Raw genomic sequence first — 630 nt, 5'->3', positions numbered from 1 at the left:
AACAACACCATCAACAACCTGTCTAACGCCCGTGGCCGAATTCAGGATGCGGATTATGCGGTGGAAGTGTCGAACATGACCAAGGCGAACATTCTGCAGCAGGCTGGTACATCAGTGCTGTCTCAGGCGAACCAGGTTCCTCAGACCGTTCTGTCTCTGCTGCGTTAATCGTAAGCAACATAGCGTGATGCTAAAACCCAGCCATGTGCTGGGTTTTTTCTTTCTGAAACAGATATTTTTGAATAAAAAACGCAGACAGACAAAAAATTAAAGATTTTGAAAAAGGTTCCGATAATTAGTAAGGACGGGGATGAGCCAATGAGCTGAACCCGACACTTAACATCTCATTGATTAAGGAACGCTTATCATGGCATCGATTAATACTAACATCATGTCTCTGGTTACCCAGAACAACCTGAATAAATCACAATCTTCTCTGGGCACCGCTATTGAGCGTCTGTCTTCTGGTCTGCGTATCAATAGTGCAAAAGACGATGCTGCTGGTCAGGCGATTGCCAACCGTATGACTGCACAGGTTAAAGGCCTGACGCAGGCTGCGCGTAACGCGAACGACGGTATCTCTCTGACTCAGACCGCAGAAGGTAACCTGAACGAAATCAACAACAACTT

General features: G+C 46.2%; 2 protein-coding genes. Both read left to right on the top strand.

Annotated features, from left to right (window positions below):
• On the top strand, positions 1 to 168 hold a 168-nt coding region (locus tag A0G03_RS20630; RefSeq protein WP_279628618.1), incomplete at its 5' end, for a flagellin.
• A 199-nt stretch (positions 169 to 367) separates the two neighbouring features.
• Positions 368 to 630, top strand: a 263-nt coding sequence (locus tag A0G03_RS20625) for a flagellin N-terminal helical domain-containing protein (RefSeq protein WP_445326035.1), incomplete at its 3' end; no start/stop codon positions are given.

The organism is Pectobacterium peruviense (assembly GCF_002847345.1).
GTDB classification, from domain to species: Bacteria; Pseudomonadota; Gammaproteobacteria; order Enterobacterales; family Enterobacteriaceae; genus Pectobacterium; species Pectobacterium peruviense.
The sequence above is the reverse complement of the archived record's forward strand: the minus strand, read 5'-3'. Positions and strand labels throughout refer to the sequence as shown.